Annotated in this window: 15 protein-coding genes; 6 read left to right on the top strand and 9 right to left on the bottom strand. The window is 62.8% G+C overall.

Annotated elements, in window-relative coordinates; genetic code table 11:
- The 4 genes from ACVOMB_RS00380 to cmk form a co-directional block, all read right to left on the bottom strand.
- The gene (locus ACVOMB_RS00380; RefSeq protein ID WP_481529413.1) at positions 1-300 is read right to left on the bottom strand and encodes a lipopolysaccharide assembly protein LapA domain-containing protein; all 300 of its coding nucleotides are present in this window, start codon (positions 298-300) and stop codon (positions 1-3) included.
- A gap of 96 nt (positions 301-396) precedes the next feature.
- Positions 397-702, bottom strand: a complete 306-nt coding sequence (locus ACVOMB_RS00375) for an integration host factor subunit beta (protein ID WP_057628209.1) — start codon at positions 700-702, stop codon at positions 397-399.
- An 87-nt stretch (positions 703-789) separates the two neighbouring features.
- Entirely contained in the window at positions 790-2,475 is a 1,686-nt protein-coding gene (gene rpsA, locus ACVOMB_RS00370) for a 30S ribosomal protein S1 (RefSeq protein WP_481508286.1), read from the bottom strand.
- Positions 2,476-2,668: 193 nt separating this feature from the next.
- Entirely contained in the window at positions 2,669-3,343 is a 675-nt protein-coding gene (gene cmk, locus ACVOMB_RS00365; protein WP_062167947.1) for a (d)CMP kinase, read from the bottom strand.
- 191 nt (positions 3,344-3,534) lie between these two features.
- Here cmk and ykgO point away from each other — a divergent pair, with 191 nt between their 5' ends.
- The 6 genes from ykgO (at position 3,535) to ACVOMB_RS00335 (ending at position 8,268) form a co-directional block, all read left to right on the top strand.
- Positions 3,535-3,660 carry a type B 50S ribosomal protein L36 gene (gene ykgO, locus ACVOMB_RS00360; RefSeq protein ID WP_057628212.1) on the top strand — a complete coding sequence of 42 codons (126 nt, stop codon included), beginning with the start codon at positions 3,535-3,537 and terminating at the stop codon, positions 3,658-3,660.
- A 197-nt stretch (positions 3,661-3,857) separates the two neighbouring features.
- A complete protein-coding gene (locus ACVOMB_RS00355) occupies positions 3,858-4,187 on the top strand; it encodes a hypothetical protein (protein ID WP_481529412.1) in 330 nt (109 codons plus the stop codon).
- A 69-nt stretch (positions 4,188-4,256) separates the two neighbouring features.
- Entirely contained in the window at positions 4,257-5,294 is a 1,038-nt protein-coding gene (locus ACVOMB_RS00350; protein ID WP_481529411.1) for an agmatine deiminase family protein, read from the top strand.
- Positions 5,295-5,616: 322 nt separating this feature from the next.
- The gene (locus ACVOMB_RS00345; RefSeq protein ID WP_481529410.1) at positions 5,617-6,504 is read left to right on the top strand and encodes a carbon-nitrogen hydrolase; all 888 of its coding nucleotides are present in this window, start codon (positions 5,617-5,619) and stop codon (positions 6,502-6,504) included.
- A gap of 11 nt (positions 6,505-6,515) precedes the next feature.
- Positions 6,516-7,046: an N-acetyltransferase family protein gene (locus ACVOMB_RS00340; RefSeq protein WP_481529409.1), complete on the top strand. Its 531-nt coding sequence runs from the start codon at positions 6,516-6,518 to the stop codon at positions 7,044-7,046.
- Positions 7,039-8,268, top strand: coding sequence for a TraB/GumN family protein (locus ACVOMB_RS00335; protein WP_481529408.1), 1,230 nt, complete (start codon positions 7,039-7,041; stop codon positions 8,266-8,268). The genes ACVOMB_RS00340 and ACVOMB_RS00335 overlap by 8 nt, the downstream gene beginning before the upstream one ends.
- Positions 8,269-8,287: 19 nt before the next feature.
- Here the strand turns inward: ACVOMB_RS00335 and ACVOMB_RS00330 are convergent, their stop codons facing one another.
- The 5 genes from ACVOMB_RS00330 to ACVOMB_RS00310 are packed head-to-tail and all read right to left on the bottom strand — an operon-like array spanning position 8,288 to position 17,174.
- Positions 8,288-8,710 carry a DUF6326 family protein gene (locus ACVOMB_RS00330; protein WP_481529407.1) on the bottom strand — a complete coding sequence of 141 codons (423 nt, stop codon included), beginning with the start codon at positions 8,708-8,710 and terminating at the stop codon, positions 8,288-8,290.
- 7 nt (positions 8,711-8,717) lie between these two features.
- Positions 8,718-9,431 carry a DUF4386 domain-containing protein gene (locus ACVOMB_RS00325; RefSeq protein WP_481529406.1) on the bottom strand — a complete coding sequence of 238 codons (714 nt, stop codon included), beginning with the start codon at positions 9,429-9,431 and terminating at the stop codon, positions 8,718-8,720.
- 59 nt (positions 9,432-9,490) lie between these two features.
- The gene (locus ACVOMB_RS00320; RefSeq protein ID WP_481529405.1) at positions 9,491-12,568 is read right to left on the bottom strand and encodes an efflux RND transporter permease subunit; all 3,078 of its coding nucleotides are present in this window, start codon (positions 12,566-12,568) and stop codon (positions 9,491-9,493) included.
- 5 nt (positions 12,569-12,573) lie between these two features.
- A complete protein-coding gene (locus tag ACVOMB_RS00315; RefSeq protein WP_481529404.1) occupies positions 12,574-16,041 on the bottom strand; it encodes an efflux RND transporter permease subunit in 3,468 nt (1,155 codons plus the stop codon).
- Positions 16,038-17,174, bottom strand: coding sequence for an efflux RND transporter periplasmic adaptor subunit (locus tag ACVOMB_RS00310; RefSeq protein WP_481529403.1), 1,137 nt, complete (start codon positions 17,172-17,174; stop codon positions 16,038-16,040). The genes ACVOMB_RS00315 and ACVOMB_RS00310 overlap by 4 nt, the downstream gene beginning before the upstream one ends.
- Between the last annotated feature and the right edge of the window lie 168 nt (positions 17,175-17,342).

Here is a 17,342-nt window from a genome sequence, read left to right as displayed (position 1 = left end):
TCAGCGTCCGTCAAAAGGAGAAGGTGTCTGTGCGACAGGCGCAGCAGGCTCGGATGCCGTTGTGCCGGCGGCTTTATTGGCGCGGCGCAGCTTGGCATACATCGGCACCACAAGGGCCGCCATCACCATGCCACCGCCTACCAGGGCGCCGAGCAACAGCGATGCAATGATTGCGATACCCGAGGTGGTTTTGAGCACCCAGAACGCAAGGCTGATTTCGATGGGCTGCGAGTTGAGCGAGCCGATCACCAGGCCACCTATCAACACCGCCAGCAGAATCACTAATCGAACGGTCTTCATGCGCCGGCTTACTCCTGTTACAAGAGCCCGTAGCTTACCGTTCAGCGGAAGAAATGGCAGCAGTCAATCTGCTGCGCAACATCCAGCCAGAACCACTCAGGCAGGGTCGCTTTCCAGCGGCACCACCGAGCTCACGCGCTCGCGCAGCTCCTTGCCCGGCTTGAAATGCGGAACATGCTTACCGGGCAGCGCGACCGACTCACCCGTCTTCGGGTTACGGCCCAGACGCGGCGGGCGGTAATGCAGGGAGAAACTACCGAAACCGCGGATCTCGATGCGGTCACCGGAGGACAGCGCCCCACCCATCATTTCCAGCAACGACTTCACCGCCAGATCGACATCATCAGCCTTCAGGTGCGCCTGGTGGCGCGCGAGGATTTCGATCAATTCGGATTTGGTCATTGCGTACTCGTCAATGGCAGGGTCTTACCCTGAAACGGCCCGGACTGATGTCCGGGCCGCCAGGTCAAATCTACAACAGGAAGCCGATTACTCGGACTTGTTGCCGTTCAGCTGTGCACGCAGCAGCGCGCCCAGCTGGGTGGTGCCGCTGGATGCCGAAGAGGACTGGTATTCCTCCAGCACTTCGCGCATTTCGGCATCATCCTTGGCCTTGATCGACAGCTGCAGGGTACGGCCCTTACGGTCCATGCCAACGAACTTGGCTTCGACCTTGTCACCGACCTTCAGGAACTGGGTCGCGTCGTCGACGCGCTCGTTGGCAACGTCACGTGCCGAAACGTAGCCTTCGATGCCGTCAGCCAGCTCGATGGTTGCGCCCTTGGCATCCACTTCCTTGACAACGCCTTCGACCTTCGAACCCTTCGGGTTGGCAGCCATGTACTGACCGAACGGGTCCTGCTCAAGCTGCTTGACGCCCAGCGAGATGCGCTCGCGCTCCGGATCGACGGCCAGGACCACTGCGTCCAGGGTGTCGCCCTTCTTGAAGTTGCGAACCACGTCTTCGCCGGTGGTGTTCCAGCTGATGTCCGACAGGTGAACCAGGCCGTCGATGCCGCCGTCCAGACCGATGAAGATACCGAAATCGGTGATCGACTTGATCTGGCCGGAAACCTTGTCGCCCTTCTTGAAGATGGCGGCGAAGGTTTCCCACGGGTTGGCAGCAACCTGCTTCATGCCCAGCGAGATACGACGGCGCTCTTCATCAACGTCCAGCACCATCACTTCGACTTCATCACCAACCTGGACAACCTTGGACGGGTTGACGTTCTTGTTGGTCCAATCCATCTCGGACACGTGCACCAGGCCTTCCACGCCCGGCTCGATCTCAACGAACGCGCCGTAATCGGTCACGTTGGAGACCTTGCCGAACACGCGGCTGTTGGCCGGGTAACGACGTGCGATGTTGTCCCACGGATCTTCGCCCAGCTGCTTCAGGCCCAGCGAAACGCGGTTGCGCTCGCGGTCGAACTTCAGCACGCGCACGTCCAGCTCGTCGCCGACGTTCACGACTTCGGACGGATGGCGCACGCGCTTCCATGCCATGTCGGTGATGTGCAGCAGGCCGTCGATACCGCCCAGGTCCACGAATGCGCCGTAATCGGTCAGGTTCTTGACGACACCCTTCAGGATTGCGCCTTCCTGCAGCTTGTCCATCAGCTGCTCGCGCTCTTCCGAATGCTCGCTCTCGACAACTGCACGACGCGACACGACCACGTTGTTACGCTTGCGGTCCAGCTTGATGAGCTTGAATTCCAGCTCCTTGCCTTCCAGGTAGGCCGGGTCGCGCACGGGGCGCACATCGACCAGCGAACCAGGCAGGAATGCGCGGACATCCTTGATGTCCACGGTGAAACCACCCTTGACCTTGCCGCTGATGCGGCCGGTGATGGTTTCGTTCTTTTCCAACGCTTCTTCCAGCTCGTCCCACACCATGGCGCGCTTGGCTTTCTCGCGCGACAGGATGGTTTCGCCGAAGCCGTTTTCGATCGAGTCCAGTGCGACCTTTACCTGGTCGCCCACGCCCACATCGATTTCACCAGCGTCGTTACGGAACTGTTCGATCGGCACGATGCCTTCGGACTTCAGGCCGGCGTTGATCACGACCACGTCGCCGCGGACTTCAACGACGGTACCGATAACGATGGCACCGGGCTTCAGCTTGGCCAGATTGGCCTGACTGGCTTCAAACAGTTCTGCAAATGATTCGGTCATTAGATTTACTCAGTTGAACATATGGACAGCGGATCTGTTGCGAAAACCCGTACTGTCCAGCCTGTTGGACGACCCCATGGCAGCGGCCGAATGTGAATGAAAAAGCCCACCACGCACCATTGCGCAGCGGGTTGTTGCAACATCTTTGCTACGACTGCGATCGATCAACTGATCGCACTCAACGCTGCGAGGATCAGGCTTCCTTCGAAACCAGACCCAGCACCTTGGCAACGACGTCGTCGATGCCAATACCGCTGGTGTCGATGAGGATGGCGTCTTCGGCCGGCCTCAGGGGCGCCACTGCGCGCTGTGCATCACGGGCGTCGCGGGCCATGATCTCACGCAGGAGGTCTTCAAAGTTAACCGAAACCCCTTTTTCTTTCAACTGTTTATGCCGCCGCTCGGCCCGTTCCTCGGCACTGGCAGTCAGGAAAACCTTGAATGGGGCATCCGGGAAGATGACGGTGCCCATATCGCGACCATCGGCCACCAACCCGGGCAAAACCCTGAATGCGCGCTGACGCTCCTTCAGTGCAGCCCGCACCTCCGGAATGGCTGCAATAGCCGAAGCCAGCGCACCGGTAGTCTCCAGGCGCAGCTCATCGGTGGCATCGGTACCATTGACCAGCACCCGCAGGCTCTCACCCTGCTCCACGAACTGCACCTTGGTATCAAAGGTGCAGCGCACCAGTGCAGAGGCGTCGGAAGTATCGATATCAGCCCAGCTGGCAGCCACGCCCACCGCGCGGTACAGCGCACCGGAGTCCAGGTAGTGCCAGCCCAGCTGGCGGGCAACGATGCGACTGACGGTACCCTTGCCGGCCCCGGATGGGCCATCAATGGTGAGAACGGGGGGCAGCTGGCTCATTTAAAGGCCTGTCTGGAACGAGAATCGGGCTATTCTAACGCCCCGGAACGTCCTGCCTGCACCCGCTTGCACGCAAGCACTTGAACTGGCGCAGAAATACCCAGTAGAATGGCGGGCTTGAACGGGCGTTATCCTGCATATCCGCGGCCACGCTCCTAAGATCTCCTTACCAGTATCCGCCGAGGTATGTCATGAAAGTTCTGTCCTCCCTGAAGTCGGCGAAGACCCGTCACCGTGATTGCAAAGTTGTGCGCCGTCGCGGCAAGATCTTCGTGATCTGCAAGTCGAACCCGCGCTTCAAGGCTCGCCAGCGCTGAGCCAACTGGCGCAAGCCAGCGCTTGATCCGCAAGGATCGGGCAACGCCAAAAAGCCGCCCTTGGGCGGCTTTTTGCGTACAGGGCCGAGCGCGGTGATGACGCATTGCTGAGTGCGTGCAGCAATACCGACGCAGGACTGCACTTTCCTCGCCATTTTTTGCTGTAATCGCACCCTGTCCTCTGGGGAGATGTGACCATGAAGCACGCATTCAAGATTTTGAGCCTGATCGCCGTACTGGCTACCGCACCGGCAGTGCACGCTGACACCTTGTTGATCGAGCGCGCGCAGGAAAAACCAGCCCAGGCCATTCCGGCCCGCGGCCAGAGCATGGCCGAGGTGGAAGCCCGCTTCGGTGCACCCAGCGAGCGCATGGACCCGCGCGGCGGCCAGAAGCGTCAGTGGCCGACCATCAACCGCTGGGTCTACCCGGCGTTTACCGTGTACTTCGAAAAGCAGCGCGTGATCGACGTAGTGGCCCGTCAGGCCAGCCCGGATGAAGTCGGGCCCAAGCCGCCGATCCGCTGAATCCTTTCCAGGCAGCAGGCTCTGCCCTGCTGCCCCAATGCCCACCCGGGCCGAACGCATCCGAGAAGAATGAACGACACGCTCCGCTTTCCAGCCGAATGGGAAACCCAGTCCGGCGTATTGATCGCCTGGCCAAACGCCGACACCGACTGGGCCGAACGCCTGGCCGAGGTTGAGGAAACCTACATCGCGCTGGTCAGCGCCATCACCCGCTACCAGCCGGTGCTGATCTGCGTGGCCGATGACGACATCGAGACCTACGCGGAAATGCGCCTGCGCTCGAACCGAGTGGACATGGAGCGCGTGCAGTTCGTCACCGCGCCTTACGACGACACCTGGCTGCGCGATTCCGGCCCGATCACCCTCAAGCGTGCCGACGGCAGCTTCCAGCTGCTGGATTTCCGCTTCACCGGCTGGGGCGGCAAGTTTGAAGCCAGCCTCGATGACCAGCTGGTCGGCGTGCTCGACCAGGCGCAGGTATTCAACAACGCGCAGGTCCGCAGTATTCCGTTCGCACTGGAAGGCGGCGCCATCGACACCGACGGTGCCGGCACCTTGCTGACCACCTGGAAGTGCCTGCACGAACGCCACCCGGAGCGGGACCGCGACTCGCTCAGCACCGACATGGCCGCCTGGATGCAGCAGGACCGCGTGCTGTGGCTGGACCACGGCTACCTGGAAGGCGACGACACCGACGCCCACATCGACACCCTCGCCCGCTTTGCCTCGGTTGACAGCATCGTCTACCAGAACTGCGACGACCCGCAGGACTCGCATTACGCCGAGCTGCAGGCCATGGGCGCCGAACTGGCCGCCCTGCGCACCGCCGAGGGCAAGCCCTACCGCCTGTTCCCCTTGCCGTGGGCGGAGCCGGTGCTGGACGAAGGCCGCCGACTGGCAGCCTCGTATGCCAACTTCCTGATCGTCAATGATGCGGTGCTGATGCCGGCCTATGGCGATGCTGCCGATGATGCGGCGCGCGACGTACTGGCCCAGGCCTTCCCGGACCGCGAAATCGTGCAGGTCCCCTGCCGCTCGTTGATCTGGCAGAACGGCAGCCTGCACTGCATCACCATGCAACTGCCAGCCAGCCTGCTCAAGAACTAAACGTCGCACCTGTAGTGCCGAGCCATGCTCGGCAGAAGCTTTACGAGCGAAAAGCCACCCTCACCCCAACCCCCGCTCCGCGCCCCGGCCTTTGCGCTGGCGCAAAGGCGCTCGATCGACCGCGAACCAATGGTTCGCAAGCGGCCTCTCTCCCCCCGCGAGCGGGAGAGGGGCTCAAGCCGTAGAGCCGAGCATGGCTCGGCTCTACCTGAAAATCGCCAGCAGCCGTACGCATACACCACAGCCCCCTCCGTTCAGCCCAGACCGCATTGCCGACACGCATCCGCGTTACCATGCGCGTTTTCCCCCGCAGGATCGCAGCATGAACTCGCGCAGCCCTCTTACCGTCGCCCTGGTGCAGGAGCAAAACCACGGTGATGCCGCCGCCAACCTGGCCGTGATCGACGCACGCGTCGCCGAGGCTGCCGCGCAGGGCGCGAAACTGGTACTGCTGCAGGAACTGCATAACGGTGCGTACTTCTGCCAGCACGAATCGGTGGACGAATTCGACCTGGCCGAGCCGATCCCGGGCCCCAGCACCGAACACCTCGGCGCGCTGGCCAAGAAGCATGGCGTCGTCATCGTCGGCTCGTTGTTCGAACGCCGCGCCGCTGGCCTGTACCACAACACCGCCGTGGTCTTCGAAAAAGACGGCACCTTGCTGGGCAAGTACCGCAAGATGCACATCCCCGACGACCCCGGCTTCTACGAGAAGTTCTACTTCACCCCGGGCGACATCGGCTTCAAGCCGATCGACACCTCGGTCGGCCGCCTTGGCGTGCTGGTCTGCTGGGACCAGTGGTATCCGGAAGCCGCCCGCCTGATGGCACTGGCTGGCGCCGAACTGCTGCTCTACCCGACCGCGATCGGCTGGGACCCGGACGACGTGCAGGATGAGAAAAACCGCCAGCGCGATGCCTGGGTACTGAGCCACCGCGGCCATGCCGTCGCCAACGGCGTACCGGTATTGAGCTGCAACCGCGTCGGCCAAGAAGCCTCGCCACTGGGCGCATCCGGCATCAACTTCTGGGGCAACAGCCACGTACTGGGTCCACAGGGTGAGTTCATTGCCGAAGCGGGCACCGACGCAACCCTGCTGGTCTGCGAAGTCGACCTGCAGCGCAGCGAGCACGTGCGTCGCATCTGGCCGTTCCTGCGCGATCGTCGCATCGATGCGTATGGCGACCTGCTCAAGCGCTACATCGACTGACCGGACCCGACATGAGCCTGCAACTGCGCCCCGCAACACCTGCTGACATCCCGGCCATCACCGCGATTTACGCGGTGGAGGTGCGCGAGCTGGTCAACACCTACGAGTACGAGGTGCCCAGCGCAGCGGACATGGCGCAGCGCATGCAGGACATCACTGCACGCGGCTTCCCCTACCTCGTCGCCACCATCAACGACGAAGTAGCCGGCTACGCCTATGCCAACAGCTACCGCGCCCGCATCGCCTATCAATGGACCGTGGAGAACTCGGTCTATGTTGATGGTCGCTTCCAGGGCCAAGGCGTTGGCAAGGCCTTGATGCAGGCCTTGATCGACGAATGCACCGCGCGTGGTTACCGGCAGATGATCGCGGTGATCGGCGAGCCGACCAATACCGCTTCGATCAAGCTGCACGAACGTTTCGCCTTCGAGCTGGTTGGCGTGTTCCGCGGCCTTGGCCGCAAGCACGGGCGTTGGCTGGACACGGTACAGATGCAACGCGCACTCGGCGACGGTGCCGACAGCGCCCCTTCCAATGAATGAAGCAATGACTGACTCCTCTATCGAAACCGGCGGCGAACTGCTGGCCGGTCAGCCGGTGCGCGTGGTTGAACGCGATGGCGTGCGTTACACCTTGTTGGGCACCGCCCACGTTTCTGCAGCCAGCGTACAAGCCGTCGAGCAGGCCATCGCCAGCGGTCAATACGACGCGGTCGCGGTCGAGCTGGACCCGCAACGCCTGCAGGCACTGACCAACCCCAATGCACTTGCCCAGCTGGATCTGGTCGAAGTAATCCGCAAGGGCCGCGTGGCACTGTTTGCCGCCAACCTCGCCCTGGCCGCCTATCAACGCCGCCTTGCCGAGCAGCTGGGCATCGAACCCGGTGCCGAACTGAAGCGCGCGGTGGAACTGGCCAATGCCAACAATCTGCCGGTACATCTGATAGACCGTGATGTCGGCCTGACCTTCCGCCGCGCCTCGCAGAGCCTGGGCTTCTTCGGCAAGCTGAAGCTGGTGATGGGTCTGGGCGCCGGCCTGTTCTCCTCCGAGGATGTGGGCGAAGAAGAAATCGAGAAGCTCAAGCAGGGCGACATGCTGGAGTCGAGCTTCGGCGAGTTCGCCAACGAAAGCCCGGAGCTGTATCAGGCCATCATCGGCGAGCGCGACCGTTACATGGCAACGCGCCTGCGCGAAGAACACAACAGCGAGCAGCGCAATGTGCTGGCGGTGGTTGGCGCGGGTCACCTTGCCGGCCTGGCCCGCTATCTGGAAACCGATACCGATGCCCCCGGCCCGCTGCGCGAGCAGCTGGAGTCGGTGCCGAAGAAGCGCAACATCCCGTGGATCACGCTGGGCATTCTGGCCATCGTGCTGGGTGGTATTGGGTTTGGCTTCTGGAAGGGCGGCATGGGCATGGGTGCCGACATGCTCCTGACCTGGGCGATGTTTACCGGCGGATTGGCTGGCCTTGGTGCCCTGCTTGCCGCCAGCCATCCGCTGAGCATTCTGACCGCGATCGTGGTTGCGCCGTTCAAGCCATTCCGCCTCAGCATCCCCACTGGTGCATTTGCAGCATTGGTGGAAACACGGCTGCGCAAGCCGACCTACCAGGACTTCCTGCAGCTGCGTGATGATGCGCAGAACGTGAGGGGCTGGTACAAGAACCGCGTCACCCGCATCGTGCTGACCTTCATGCTGACCAATCTGGGCAGCATGCTGGGGCTGTGGCTAACCGGCTTCAGCGTGTACGGCAAGCTGGTGTAACGCCGCCTTTCCGCAATCACTAGCGGGCGCGCGGCCAAGCCCAGGCAACGCGCACGATAGCCAGGCACAGCAGGATCTCGATGCTGCTGTAGGCCAGGTAGAACCACCATGCACCGGGCATGGTGAGCCCGACGAACACCGCATAGAACGCAGCCAGCCCGATATTGAGCCAGCGCACCAAGCGTGCAGGCAACGCCAGCGTCAGGAACACCATCAGCCCGGGTACCGCCAGCAGCAGTGCAACGAACAACAGCGAGCCCTGGCTGGTTGGCCCCATCGGGCCGACGCCTTCCAGCATGTGCTGCAATGTTCCGGGCCGGTACAGACCAAAGTAGTCGCCGTAGAGATAGCAGAAGGTCAAGCTGGCCCAGAGCGCGGACAACTTCAGACGCTGCGGCAACGGCGAATCGCACAAATGGTGGTCGGAAGGATTTGTCTGCATGAGCACCTCAGGAGGCAGGGGATGATCTTGCGGCCGGGCTGCCGGTGCGCAAGCCGAACAACAGCAACCACAAACAGGTGCCGATCTCGCCCAGTGCGGCCGGCAGCGTCATGTAGCCCGCCAGCCGCCAGTCGTCGTAGCCGGGCACCAGCAGCTCCGCGAACACACCCAGCACATAACCCAGCCCACCCACCACCAGCAGCACACCGAGCAGGCGCGGCACGCACCGTGAGCGCAGCACCAACCAGCCCAGTGGCAGCAGCCACAACCCCCAGAACACACGCACCAGCAACATGCCGCTGCGATACGCCTTCATCGCCGCATGCGCCGCCTGCTGGCGCTGCTCCAGAGATAGCAGTTGCGCACTGTCCATGTCGGTCAACAGGGAAAGCGCCTGCAGCCGGTGCGACACCGCCGCCAACGCAAGCGGGACGCCCACCACCACGAAGCCCAGCATCAGCGCCGAAGCGATACGGCTCACCTCGCGCAGGCTGCGATACAACACCAGCGCCAACAGCAGAAACGCCACCTGCTCGACGATGAAGGCCGCCACACCTTGGCGGAACAACACCTGGCTGGCGACTATTCTGTCCAGCACCGCCTGCGCATCGGGGCCGGCCAGTTGTGCTGGCACATACGCCAGGCAGAACACACCGGTAAGCACCACCACCAGGTACAACAAACCGGGCAGCCGGCTGTGGTCGACAAGTGCGTTGGCCATCCGCGTTCTCCTGGAATGTTCGCTCCCCGCCACGATGGCGGGGAGCGTCAAGGAACAACTTACTCCTGCACCACCAGCGGCTCCGCCTCCCTTGCCGGTGGCAGGCCACGTGCACGACGTACCAAGCGTGCAGTGCCGGTACGCAGATCGTCGAGCAGCGCGTAGATGGTCGGCAGGAACAGCAGGCTGACCACCGTCGAGAATGCCAGTCCGCCCGCGATCGCGCGCGCCATCGGGTAGTACGGCGGCATGCCATCGACGGTATCGGTATTCAATGCGATGGGGACCATGGCCAGGATCGCCGTACCCATCGTCATCATGATCGGCCGCAAGCGTTCGCGGCTACCTTCCACCAGTGCATCGGTACGGGCGACCCCTCGTCGTCGCAGGTTGTTGATGTGCTCGATCATCACTATGCCGTTGTTCACCACCACACCCATCAGCACCAGGATGCCGATCACCGCCATGATGTTCATCTCGGTCCCGGTCAGCCAGAACAGCCAGTACACGCCGAAGATGGAGAACAGCACGCAGGACATGATCGCGGCCGGGAACAGCAGCGACTCGAATACCGCCGCCATGATCACCACCATCAGGACCAGCGCGATCAGGATGGCATTCTTCATCTGGTCCATGCCATCGAAGTTGATGTTGAAGCTCGCGCCGTTGAACGTGTAACCATAACCCGGCGGGAACTGCACGCCATCAAGCGCCGCCTCCACTGATTTGCGCGCCTGGTCCATCGGCACGTCCTTGGCCAGACCTGCCTCGACGCGCAGCATGGTCTGGCGGTTCAGGCGCTGGATCGCGTTGGCCGCCGGATTGACGTTGACGTCGACCATGGCCAGCAACGGAATCTCCTTGCCGCTGGAACTGCGCACCATGAACGAGGACAGGTCCTCGATGCCATAGTCCTCCGAGCCGGCGAAACGCACGTTGACGGGAATCTCGACATCGTCGCGGTGGAAGTCGCGTAGCGACGAACCACGCAATGCCATGCCGACGAACTGCGCCACCTGCTGCGCGCTGAATCCATAGGATGCCGCGCGCTCGCGGTTCACCCGCACCGCCAGTTCCGCGTTGGCATCCCCGATGTCCACGCGCACGTCGCGCAACTTGGGATCGCGCGCGAGCATCGGCACGATGTCGTCGGCCAACTCGCGCAGGGTCTGGGTGGAATCACCCACCAGGCTGAAGCGGATGCCCTGCCCCTCACTGCCCATGCCACCCGGCCAACCAATGCCGATCTTGGCGCGTGCCGACTGCGGCAGCCCCTTGCGGACTTCTTCCTCGATCTTTTTGCTTTGCTCGCGGTCGTCGATGGTCAGGAACAAACGAGTCTGTGCCCAGCCCTGCTCGGCGTAGCGGCTATAGATACGCTTGACATGGAACTTCTCACGGTTGGCATTGATGAAGTCCTCGACCCGCTGGACCTCCCTGCCCATCTCTTCCTTCGAGTAGGAGCCCTTCCACTGGTAGAAGATACGAACCTCGTCCGGACTGTTGTCGTCACCACTACCGGTGGTGTGGGTCATCGGCCACACACTGACCAGCGACACCAGCACGATGCCCAGCACGCTCCAGCCGCGGTTCTGCAACGTCCAGCGCAGAATGCTGGCATAGCGTGTCTGCAACCGGCTGATCAGCGGCGACTTGACCGCCGGCGGCGTCTTCATCCGTGCCGACAGCATCGGGATCAGGCTTACCGCCACCAGCCATGAGGCCAGCAGCGAGAACGAGATGGTCAGCGCCAACTGGGTCAGGTAGATGGTGATGATGTTCTTCTCACCAAACATCATCGGCAGGAATACCACGCAATGGCACAAGGTACCGGCCGACAGGGCGATGGCTACATGGCGCGTGCCGACGATTGAGGCCAACTCTGGCTTGCCGGGGAACTTCTCCCGCTCCTGGTAGATGCTTTCCACCACCACCACGGCGTTGTCGACCAGCATGCCCACCGCCAGCAGCAGGCCCATCATCGAGATGATGTTCAGGCTGATGCCGGTGAAGTACATGAAGCCCAGGGTCATGATGAAACAGATCGGGATCGCGGTTGACACCATCAGCGTCGACGGCCAATGACGCAGGAAGGCATACAGCACGATCACCGACAGCAGCAGGCCGATCGCGCCGGCCTCGGCCAGTGCCAGCAACGAACTGGTGACCGCCTGGCCTGAATCATGCGCCACCTCGATATCGATGCCACGCATCGCCGGATCCTGCTCCAGCACCTTGATCTCATCGCCCACCGCATGCGAAAGATCCACCAGGTTCGCCGAACGTTCCTTGTAGATGTCCACGCCCACGCTGGGCTTGCCATCCATCCGCCGGACATAGCTCATGCGCTGCGGCTGCAGGCTGACTTCGGCAATGTCGGACAAGCGGGTGCCACGGTTGTTGACCGGCAGGTCGCGCAACTGCTGGACCTCGAGCAGCTCCCCCTTCGGTTGCACGCGCAGGCGCCGGCCATCCTCGGTGATCTGGCCTGCGGACACCGCGAAATTGGCTGCCTGCAGTTTCTGCACCAGCTCGTTCAGGGCAACCCCATGGGCGCTGATGCGGTCCTTGTCCAGTGCCACCAAGACTTCCTGCTTGGCCACGCCCTCCACTTCCACGCGGGCGACACCCGGCAGGCGTTCGAGGCCCTGCTTGATGGTGCGCTCGATCATGTCCGCACGCGTTGTCAGGTCCTCCTTGCTGTTCAGGCGCAGGCTGATGGCCTCCTGGTCGCTGGTGCTCCAGCGCTGCACGTAATAACGCCGGAAGTCGTCGGGCAACTGGTCACGCACCGCGTCGATGCGCTCGCGTGCCTCCGACGCCGCCATCGCGATGTCACGGTTCCAGTCACTGAACTCGACCTGGATCTGTGCACCATCGGCATTGGCGCGCGAGTTCATCATCTTGATGCCGGGCATCGTGGCGATGGCCTCCTCCACTGGCCGCAGCACGTTGCGCTCCACCTCTTCCGGGGTCGAGCCCGGGTACGGCAGCGAGACGAAGAAGAACGGGATGGTGGCCTCCGGCTCGGCCTCCAGCGGCAACTTGAGCGCAGCGATCAGGCCGATCACCACCATCGACACGAACAGCATGATGGTGGTGACCGGCCGGCGGATGGACAACTCAGTGATGTTCATCCCGGTCAGTCCCTCACGCCGCCGACGGCGTCCTGCTCATGTGCCAGCACCTGCCCGGCCTGGGCTGCCGCCTGACGGGCACGACGCCCACGCTCGGCATAGTACTCGTCCGGCTTGCGGTCCAGCAGGTCGTATACCACCGGGATTACCAACAAAGTCAGCAGGGTCGAGACCAGCAGGCCACCGATCACCGTGATCGCCATCGGCGAGCGCACTTCGGCACCTTCACCGAAGGCCAGGGCCAGCGGCAGGAAGCCAAACACCGCGCACAGCGTGGTCATCATGATCGGACGCAGACGCGAACGTGCGCCTTCCACCAATGCCTCACGCTTTGCCACACCCTCCTCGCGCAGCTGGTTGACCTTGTCGATCAGGATGATGGCGTTCTTCACCACCAGACCGACCAATAGAATCAAGCCGATGAACACCACCACCGATACCGGCGAACGTGCCAGCAGAAGGGCCGCCACTGCACCAACCAGTGCGAGCGGAATGGTGAACAGAATGACGAAGGGATGCAGCAGCGATTCGAACTGCGATGCCATCACCAGGTAGACCAGAAACACCGCCAATGCAAAGGCAAACAGCAGCGAGCGGATCGACTCGCCCAGCTCCTGGCCCTGGCCACCAATGTGCATGCCTACGTCGGTGCCCAGCGGGTTCTTGGCAACCATGTCCTGCACTTCGGTGATGGCCTTGCCCAGATCGATATCGCGCAAATTGGCCGAGACAATCGCCACACGGCGCTGATTTGCGCGGTGGATCTCGCTCGGGCCGGTGGTGGCGATCACATCAGCCACCGAGCCCAGTTCGATCGCCTTGGCGCCGGTCGGGTTGACGATCAAGCGGCGGATGTCGTTCACCGAGGAACGCTCCGATTCCTGCACACGCACCAGCACGTCGATCTTGCGATCACGGAAGCTGTAGCGGGTAGCGACATTGCCCTTGACCTTGTTGACCACTGCATCGGCGATCTGCCGCGTAGTCAGGCCCAACGCCGCTGCGCGATCCTGGTCGAACACCACCTGGATCTCCGGGAAGCCCTGCTCCACCGTCGATTTGACATCGGCGTAGTGCGCGTTCTCACGCAGCATGCCGGCCAGGCGATTGCCGGCAACGCGGATATCCTCGAGGTTGTTGCCTTCGATCTCGATTTCCAGCGGCGGCGACAGCGCAAACAGCTCCGGGCGGGCGAAGTCCACCTGCGCTGACGGCCAGGCCTTCATGGTTTCGCGTAGCTTTTCGGTCAGTGCCGGCTCCAGCTTGGTGTCGTTCATCACCACCGACAGCTTGCCGATGTTCTCGCCACTCTCGGTCGGGCTGGCATCCAGCCGCGTACCGGTACCGGACACGCCGTACAGCAGGCGCACGCCTTCTTCGCCGGCATGCTTGCGTTGCACTTCGCGCACCAATGCATCGGTCTGCGCCAGCGGCGTGCCGGGCGGCAGCTTGGCAGTCATCTCGAAGCGGTCCTGGGCCAGCTGCGGCAGCAGGTCCACACCCAGCAACGGCAAGGCCGCCAAGGTCAGGCCAAAGGCCAGGGTCGCAAAACCCAGAATCGGCCACGGACGCTTCAATGCTGCCGGCAGCGCGCGCAGGTAGCCAGCTTCAGCGCGGCCATACGGCGCCATCGCAAGATCGCTTGCCTTGCGCATCACCGGGCCGACCACCGCGGCAATGCCACGGAAGATCCGCACCACGCTCCAGGCCAGGAAATAGAAGCCATAGCGGAACATCGCGCCGATGCCACGGCCTGCATAGGCAGCTGGTTTCTTCCAACGGCTCTCGGGACGCCACGGTTCGCGCGGATCCTCGGCCGGGAACTCCAATGGCGGACGGCCCTTCAGCGCGCTCAGCATCGGGATCAGGGTCATCGACACCACCAGCGACACCGCAATGGCGATCGACACGGTCAAGGCCTGGTCGCGGAACAACTGGCCAGCGATGCCATCAACGAACACCAGCGGCAGGAACACCGCGATGGTGGTCAGGGTCGAGGCAACCACCGCCATGAATACTTCGCGGGTGCCCTTGATCGCGGCTTCCAGAATGCCCATGCCGCGCTCCCGCGCCTTGGCAATCGATTCCAGCACCACGATCGAGTCATCCACCACCAGACCGGTGGCGAGTGCCAAGCCGCCCAGCGACATCACGTTCAAGCTCAGGCCGAGCTGGCCCATGAAGAAGAACGTGGCGATGATCGAGATCGGCAGCGACAGCGAGATCACGAAGGTGCTCCAGCCATCGCGCAGGAACAGGAAGATGATCAGCACCGACAGCAGGCCGCCGATCACCGCATCGATCTTGACGTCCTTGATGGCGTGGCGGATGAAGACCGACTGGTCCTCCACCATGGTCATCTCGATGTCCTTGGGCATCTCCTTGCGGATCTGCTCGAGTTTGGCTTCCAGCGCATCGGCGGTGGAAACCGTATTGGCATCGCCTTCCTTGTAAACCGCCAGCTCCACGGCTTCATGACCGCCAGCGCGGATCACCGCCTCGCGTTCCTTGTAGCCCTGGCGCACCTCGGCCACGTCCTTCAAGCGCACGCTGGGCGCACTGCTACTGCCATCACTGCGCATCGCCGCGATCACATTGGGATCACTGCTGCCGAGGATGGCCGACATCAGCTGGCGGTTCTCACCGGCCGAGCTGGCGGTACTGGAGCCACTGGCCGTGGTCAGCAGCATCTCGCGCATCTGTTCGACCGTGGCGAACTGGTTGACGGTACGCACCAGGTAGCGCTGCGAACCTTCTTCCAGGCGACCGCCGGACAGGTTGACGTTCTCCTGCTGCAGTCGCTGGATCACCGTGTCCAGCGACAGACCGAGCGCGGCCAATTTGCGTTGGTCGATATCGACCTGGATCTCGTCTTCCAGACCACCGCCGACCTTGACCGCGGCCACACCGCTGACCGGCTCGAGCTTGCGCTTGAGGTCTTCATCGGCGTAACGACGCAGCTCCATCAAGCGACGCACGGCGTCGGCGTCGTTGCCGGCTTCCTGCTTGGATGACAGTGCCAGACGCATGATCGGCTGGGTCGAGGGATTGAAACGCAGCAGTACCGGCGGCTTGGCCTCCAGTGGCAACTGCAGCGTCTCCATCTTGTCGCGCACGTCGAGCCCGGCCTGCTGCATGTCCGTGCCCCAGGCGAACTCCAGCACCACGTCGCTCTGACCGGTGCGGGAGATCGATTTGAGCTTACGCAGGCCCTTGACGATGCCCAGCGCTTCTTCGGCCGGCTGCGAAATCAGGGTTTCCACCTCGGCCGGTGCCGCACCTTCGTAATCGGTACGCACGGTCAGTGTGGGATAACTCAGGTCCGGCAGTAGTTCGACCTTCAAGCTGGACAGCGAGATCAGGCCAAACAGCACCAGGGTCAGCGTCATCATCGCGATGGTGACGCGGCGGCGGGTGGCGAATTCGATCAGATCGAAGCCACCGCCGGAAGCCGACGGTCCGTGATCACTCATTGTTTGGTCGCCTGTGCAGCTGCCGGCGCCTTGGTCGCCGCGGCCACTGCCTTCTCCTTGCCGATCACCTGTACCGCACTGCCTTCGCGCAGTGCGGCCTTGCCAGCGATGACGACTTCATCGCCGTGCTGCAGACCGTTGCGCACCTCGATGAAGCCGGCATCGTCGTAACCCAGGGCAAGCTCGGTACGCACGGCCTTGCCGTCACGCACCACATAGACTGCCGGCTTGCCGCCATCTTCCAGCAGCGCGGTACGCGGCACCACCAGCGCATCGGCGCGCTGGTCGTAGTTGATGCTAAGGCGGCCGAACATGCCGGCCTGCAATGCGTCTTCGCCAGTGAACGTAGTCACCACGCGGAAGGTACCGGTGCCGTTGTCGACTACCGGCGCAACGCGGTCCACCGTGCCGGTGAACGGCTTGCCCGGCAGCGCATCAACCTGCAGCGACACCGCCTGGCCCGGCTTGAGCTTGGCGATCTCGCGCTCTGGCACATTGAGGGTAGCTTCGAGCTGGGCACTGTCGACGATGCGGATGATCGGCGAGTTGATCTGCACGAAGTTGCCCGGCTTGATGTCACGCGAAGCGATCACACCGCTGATCGGCGCAACCACCGTGGTGTAGGACAACTCCAGCGTCGCCATCCGGTACATCGCCCGCGCATTTTCCAGGTCATAGCGCAGCTGGTCCACATCGGCGGCGCTGACCAATTGCTGCTGCACCAGCTTCTCGGCGCGGTGATAGCTGTTCTCGAGCTTGCGCATCTGCGCCTCGCTCTGCGCAACACTCAGACGGGCGCGATCCGGATCCAGCCGTACCAAAGGTTGGCCTGCTCGTACCTGTTGGCCTTCTTCGACCAGCACCGCCAGCGCCACACCGGAGGTCTTGGCGACGACCTGGGATTCAGCACGCGGCTCCAATGCAGCGGTGCCGGCATAGCTGGCGGCAATGGCACGGCGCTCGGCCTTGGCCACTTCCACCGGTACGGCGTCGCTGGCCTTCTGCTCATCCGGCGTCTTGGCCTTGGCTTCCTCGCCACCGGCTTTGCAGCCGCCGAGCAATAGGGAAGTGGTGATCAGGAGTGCAGCAGCGCAGCTTCCGGTGCGGGCGTGCAGAGTGAAAAGTCGCGACATCGTCTTGTCCCTGGGGATGCGTAGGCAGGTGTTGTAGCAAAGTATTGCACCACCCCACGCCTACACCATGCCCCGAAAGTCATGGGTACCTGCACCTTTGTTTCCGCCTACCGCATTGCAGCATCCAAGTGCCTGTTCCGAACGGGTAAATACGCGGGCTATACTCGG

This window comes from Stenotrophomonas sp. STEN018 (assembly GCF_056760235.1).
This window is presented reverse-complemented; position numbering and strand designations above follow the sequence as displayed.

Bases quoted from the DNA above. Each gene is read 5' to 3' on its own strand.
- ACVOMB_RS00380 (WP_481529413.1), bottom strand. From the start codon at position 300: ATGAAGACCGTTCGATTAGTGATTCTGCTGGCGGTGTTGATAGGTGGC.
- ykgO (WP_057628212.1), top strand. From the start codon at position 3,535: ATGAAAGTTCTGTCCTCCCTGAAGTCGGCGAAGACCCGTCACCGTGAT.
- ACVOMB_RS00340 (WP_481529409.1), top strand. From the start codon at position 6,516: ATGAGCCTGCAACTGCGCCCCGCAACACCTGCTGACATCCCGGCCATC.
- ACVOMB_RS00325 (WP_481529406.1), bottom strand. From the start codon at position 9,431: ATGGCCAACGCACTTGTCGACCACAGCCGGCTGCCCGGTTTGTTGTAC.
- ACVOMB_RS00310 (WP_481529403.1), bottom strand. From the start codon at position 17,174: ATGTCGCGACTTTTCACTCTGCACGCCCGCACCGGAAGCTGCGCTGCT.
- ACVOMB_RS00315 (WP_481529404.1), bottom strand. From the start codon at position 16,041: ATGAGTGATCACGGACCGTCGGCTTCCGGCGGTGGCTTCGATCTGATC.
- rpsA (WP_481508286.1), bottom strand. From the start codon at position 2,475: ATGACCGAATCATTTGCAGAACTGTTTGAAGCCAGTCAGGCCAATCTG.
- ACVOMB_RS00345 (WP_481529410.1), top strand. From the start codon at position 5,617: ATGAACTCGCGCAGCCCTCTTACCGTCGCCCTGGTGCAGGAGCAAAAC.
- ACVOMB_RS00350 (WP_481529411.1), top strand. From the start codon at position 4,257: ATGAACGACACGCTCCGCTTTCCAGCCGAATGGGAAACCCAGTCCGGC.
- ACVOMB_RS00335 (WP_481529408.1), top strand. From the start codon at position 7,039: ATGAATGAAGCAATGACTGACTCCTCTATCGAAACCGGCGGCGAACTG.
- ACVOMB_RS00320 (WP_481529405.1), bottom strand. From the start codon at position 12,568: ATGAACATCACTGAGTTGTCCATCCGCCGGCCGGTCACCACCATCATG.
- ACVOMB_RS00330 (WP_481529407.1), bottom strand. From the start codon at position 8,710: ATGCAGACAAATCCTTCCGACCACCATTTGTGCGATTCGCCGTTGCCG.
- cmk (WP_062167947.1), bottom strand. From the start codon at position 3,343: ATGAGCCAGCTGCCCCCCGTTCTCACCATTGATGGCCCATCCGGGGCC.
- ACVOMB_RS00355 (WP_481529412.1), top strand. From the start codon at position 3,858: ATGAAGCACGCATTCAAGATTTTGAGCCTGATCGCCGTACTGGCTACC.
- ACVOMB_RS00375 (WP_057628209.1), bottom strand. From the start codon at position 702: ATGACCAAATCCGAATTGATCGAAATCCTCGCGCGCCACCAGGCGCAC.